Here is a 364-nt window from a genome sequence, read left to right as displayed (position 1 = left end):
GTGCCTATCTGTCGATGCCCGAAGAATGGGGCGATGTCTCTGCGGCGTGGCTGGATGTCTATTCGGCAGGGGACACGGACGGCACCGGCCCCGCGCGGTTCTTGCGTCAGGTGATCACCTCGGCGGATGTCACCGACCCGAACAGTCAGCGCGGCTATCGTCGCAAATATGAGCGCCTTTTGGACACGCAGAACGCAAGCGCAACAGCAGGCTATGCGGCGTGGGAACCTATTCACCCGAATGCCATTCCTGCGCTGGCTGACAAGACGGTGATTTTCCTTGGCGATAGCATCACGCAAGGCAGCAACACTTATGATTGGGTGTCGAAGGTTGGCGCAACCACGGGGGCGACGGTGGTCAATGG

At 60.2% G+C, this 364-nt stretch carries 1 protein-coding gene; it reads left to right on the top strand.

Annotated features, from left to right (window positions below; genetic code table 11):
• Positions 1-364: hypothetical protein (locus tag Q4528_RS12880; RefSeq protein WP_303521870.1), on the top strand; the 364-nt coding region annotated here is incomplete at both ends.

The sequence above is a fragment of the Staphylococcus pasteuri genome (genome assembly GCF_030547725.1).
GTDB lineage: Bacteria > Bacillota > Bacilli > Staphylococcales > Staphylococcaceae > Staphylococcus > Staphylococcus pasteuri.
This window is presented reverse-complemented; position numbering and strand designations above follow the sequence as displayed.